Source organism: Cereibacter changlensis JA139, from assembly GCF_003034985.1.
Classification (GTDB): Bacteria; Pseudomonadota; Alphaproteobacteria; order Rhodobacterales; family Rhodobacteraceae; genus Cereibacter; species Cereibacter changlensis.
On the sequence record NZ_PZKG01000237.1, the window covers coordinates 1 to 3,566 of the forward strand.

Below are 3,566 nucleotides of genomic sequence, written 5' to 3' on the forward strand. Positions count from 1 at the left end.
GCAGCGCGAAGATCTTCGCGTCGTATTTCATGTTCTGGCCGATCTTGAGGATCGAGGCGTCCTCCAGCACCGGCTTCAGCATCGCCAGCGCCGTGTCGAGCGGCAGCTGATCCGCGACCAGCGTCGCGGAGCCGAAGAGATCGCCGCCACCCTGTTTGTGGCCGAGCGGGATATAGCAGGCCACCCCCGCCTCGACGCAGAGCGAGATGCCGACCAGCTCGGCCCGCATCTCGTCGAGGCTCGTCGTCTCGGTGTCGATGGCGACATGGCCGCGCTCGCGGATCCGCGCCACCCAGGCTTCCAGCGCCTCGGGCGTGCGGACGCATTCGTAGCTCGCGGTATCGAAGGGCATCGCCGCTTCCATCGCCGCCACGGTCTCCGGCACCGGCTCGTTCTGCACCATGAAGGCGGTGGGGGCCGAGGGCGGGGCGACCTTCAGGCTCTCCGCCACCCGTTTCGTCAGGGTGCGGAACTCCATGTCGTTCAGGAAGCCCAGCAGCGTGTCGGCCACCGGCATCCGCACTTCCAGATCGTCCAGCGTCACCGACAGCGGCGTGTCGCAATCCAGCGCCACCAGCCGCTTCGAGATGCGGATCTGCTCGGCATGGTTGATCAGCGTTTCGCGGCGCTTCTGTTGCTTGATCTCGCCCGCGCGTTCCAGCAGCGTCTCCAGATCGCCGTATTCCTGGATCAGCAGGGCGGCGGTCTTGATGCCGATGCCCGGCGCGCCCGGCACGTTGTCGACGGAATCGCCCGACAGCGCCTGCACGTCGATAACCCGGTTCGGGGCAACGCCGAATTTCTCGAACACCTCGTCCGGCCCGATGCGGCGGTTCTTCATCGGGTCGAGCATGTCGACCCCGTCGCCCACCAGCTGCATCAGGTCCTTGTCGGAGGAGATGATCGTCACCGTCCCGCCCGCCTCGCGCGCCCGGCAGGCCAGCGCGGCGATGATGTCGTCGGCCTCGTAACCTTCGGTCTCGATGCAGGCGATGTTGAAGGCGCGCGTCGCCTCGCGGGTCAGCGGGAACTGCGGCTTCAGGTCTTCCGGCAGCTCGGGGCGGTTGGCCTTGTAGAGCGGGTAGATGTCGTTGCGGAAGGTCTTCGACGAATGGTCGAAGATCACCGCGATATGCGTCGGCGCCTCGCGCTCGCGCGGGCTGTTCAGCTCGCTCCACAGGATGTTGCAGAACCCGGCGACCGCGCCCACCGGCAGGCCGTCGGATTTCCGCGTCAGGGGCGGCAGCGCGTGATAGGCGCGGAAGATATAGGCCGACCCGTCGATCAGGTGGAGGTGGTGGCCTTTGCCGAAACTCATGGGTCGCTCCTTGGGCTGATGCTGGCTCCCTTGCGGGCGCATCTGTCGCGCCGAGGAAGGACGGGGGCCTATTTCACGCGGTCGGCGAAGCTCTCGTGGACATAGCGCTTGTCGCAATAGCCGCATTCGACGAAGCCGGTCTCCTCCGGGATCGGCAGCCAGACGCGGGGATGGCCGAGAGCGCCCTCGCCACCGTCACAGGCCACCTTCCAGGTCGAGACGACTTCGGTTTCCGGGGCTTCGATCGGCATCTGTTGGCTTCTCCTGCAAGACGTTCTGGCGCGGTGTTCCGGCTGGTGCCGCATGATAGCCGATGGGGCTGGCGCGGCAAGGGCCGGGCGGCTCAGGGCCGCGTCAATCTGGCGACAAGGCGGCGGGTCACCGGGGCGACGACCAGCACGGTGGGGAAGGCGACCGCCCAGGCGGTGATCCAGGACCCCATCCACTGGCCGAGGAACCCCGGCGGCAGGCCGATGGCGCGCAGGGTCGAGATGCCCGACACGATGCAGGACATGAGGCCCGAGAGGATCAGGCCGAAGAGGATATGGGCGAAGCGCGCGGGGACCATGGCCGCTGGCTAGCCGTTCCGCGCACGCGCCGCAAGCGGCGGCGCGCGCCTCACGGCAGCTCGGCCGAGGGGATCAGCGGGAAGAACCGCCCGCCAGACCAGAGCCCGAACCACTGCGCGCCCTCGTGGGTCTCATGCACGCAGATCTCGACCAGCCGGTAGAACGACTTGCGGTCGATCAGCGCCTCCAGCCCGTTCCGCACCATGACATAGGGTGAAGGCTCCCCATCCTCGGCCCGCACCACCCGCAGCGGATGCTCCGGCCCGCAGGCGACGAGGTCGCCGACCTGGGTCTCGAAGCTCACCTGCTGGTCGGGCCCGGCCCCCGCCACGGTGAAATCGACCGCCACGAAGGGCGCGTCGTCGACGGTGATGCCGACCTTCTCGCCCGGGGTGACGAGGAAATACCTGCCCTCCTCCAGCTTCAGGATCGAGGAGAACAGCTGCACCATCGCCGGCCGCCCGATCGGCGTGCCGAGGTAGAACCACGTCCCGTCCCGGGCGATGCGGATGTCGAGGTCGCCGCAGAACGGCGGATTCCACAGATGCACCGGGGCGGGGCCGCGCCTGCCGATGGCGTTCGTCGCGGCGGTCGCGGCGGCAAGGATGCCATCTGCCGAAGGCTTCACGATCATTTGTGGCTTCCTGCTTTTTGCCATTTGTGCCGAGCGGCATAGTTCGGTCTAATGACCATATAAAGCCCCAGGGAGCATTGTCATGGCCGATACCGAAGCGCTTGTTGCCGAAATCGAAGCCCTTGGCGGCAAGCTGGCCGAGGCCAAGGCCAGCATCAACCGGCGCTTCATCGGGCAGGACCGCGTGGTGGATCTGGTGCTGGGCTCCATGCTCTGCGGCGGACATGCGCTGCTGGTGGGTCTGCCGGGGCTGGGCAAGACAAGGCTGGTCGATACGCTCTCCACCGTGATGGGGCTGAAGGGCAGCCGCATCCAGTTCACGCCCGACCTGATGCCCGCCGATATCCTCGGCTCCGAGGTGCTCGACGTGACCACCGACGGCGCCCGCGCCTTCCGCTTCATCGAGGGGCCGGTGTTCTGCCAGCTTTTGCTGGCCGACGAGATCAACCGCGCCTCGCCCCGCACCCAGTCGGCGCTGTTGCAGGCGATGCAGGAGCGCGAGGTGACCATCGCCGGCAAGCACCGCCCGCTGGGCCGCCCCTTCCATGTGCTCGCCACCCAGAACCCGATCGAGCAGGAAGGCACCTATCCGCTGCCCGAGGCCCAGCTCGACCGGTTCCTCGTGCAGGTCGATGTCGAGTATCCCGACCGCGCCACCGAGCGCGAGATCCTGATCGCCACCACCGGGGCCGAGGATGCGCAGGTGCATCAGGTCTTCTCGGCGGAAGAGCTGATCGCGGCACAGTCGGTGCTGCGGCGGATGCCGGTGGGCGACGGCGTGCTCGAGGCGATCCTCGATCTGGTGCGCGCCTGCCGCCCCGGCGAGCCGGAGGGCGCGGGGCTGGAGGACGTGCTGAGCTGGGGCCCCGGGCCGCGCGCGGCGCAGGCGCTGATGCTGACGGTGCGGGCGCGGGCGCTGCTCGACGGCCGGCTGGCGCCCTCGGTGGCCGATGTCGCGGCGCTGGCGCGGCCGGTGCTGACGCATCGCATGGCCTTGAACTTCGCCGCCCGGGCGCGGGGCGAATCCCTCGGGTCTGTCATCGAC

At 68.4% G+C, this 3,566-nt stretch carries 5 protein-coding genes; 1 reads left to right on the forward strand and 4 read right to left on the reverse strand.

Annotated elements, in window-relative coordinates; translation table 11 throughout:
* The 4 genes from C5F48_RS22465 to C5F48_RS22480 all read right to left on the reverse strand — a co-directional run.
* The coding region (locus C5F48_RS22465; RefSeq protein WP_308812779.1) for a 5'-3' exonuclease H3TH domain-containing protein at positions 1 to 1,318 on the reverse strand (1,318 nt) is incomplete at its 3' end.
* A 68-nt stretch (positions 1,319 to 1,386) separates the two neighbouring features.
* Entirely contained in the window at positions 1,387 to 1,569 is a 183-nt protein-coding gene (locus C5F48_RS22470; RefSeq protein WP_107665955.1) for a zinc-finger domain-containing protein, read from the reverse strand.
* 92 nt (positions 1,570 to 1,661) lie between these two features.
* On the reverse strand, positions 1,662 to 1,886 hold the full coding sequence (locus C5F48_RS22475; protein WP_107665956.1) for a DUF2798 domain-containing protein: 225 nt from the start codon (positions 1,884 to 1,886) through the stop codon (positions 1,662 to 1,664).
* A gap of 50 nt (positions 1,887 to 1,936) precedes the next feature.
* Positions 1,937 to 2,521 (reverse strand): DUF1285 domain-containing protein, encoded by a 585-nt coding sequence (locus C5F48_RS22480; RefSeq protein ID WP_107665957.1) that lies wholly within the window; start codon positions 2,519 to 2,521, stop codon positions 1,937 to 1,939.
* An 82-nt stretch (positions 2,522 to 2,603) separates the two neighbouring features.
* Between C5F48_RS22480 and C5F48_RS22485 the strand changes: the two genes are divergently transcribed.
* The coding region (locus C5F48_RS22485) for an AAA family ATPase (RefSeq protein ID WP_107665958.1) at positions 2,604 to 3,566 on the forward strand (963 nt) is incomplete at its 3' end.

What these genes read in the sequence shown, in the direction of transcription:
- C5F48_RS22470 (WP_107665955.1), bottom strand. Translation starts at nt 1,569, where the DNA reads ATGCCGATCGAAGCCCCGGAAACCGAAGTCGTCTCGACCTGGAAGGTG.
- C5F48_RS22480 (WP_107665957.1), bottom strand. Translation starts at nt 2,521, where the DNA reads ATGATCGTGAAGCCTTCGGCAGATGGCATCCTTGCCGCCGCGACCGCC.
- C5F48_RS22475 (WP_107665956.1), bottom strand. Translation starts at nt 1,886, where the DNA reads ATGGTCCCCGCGCGCTTCGCCCATATCCTCTTCGGCCTGATCCTCTCG.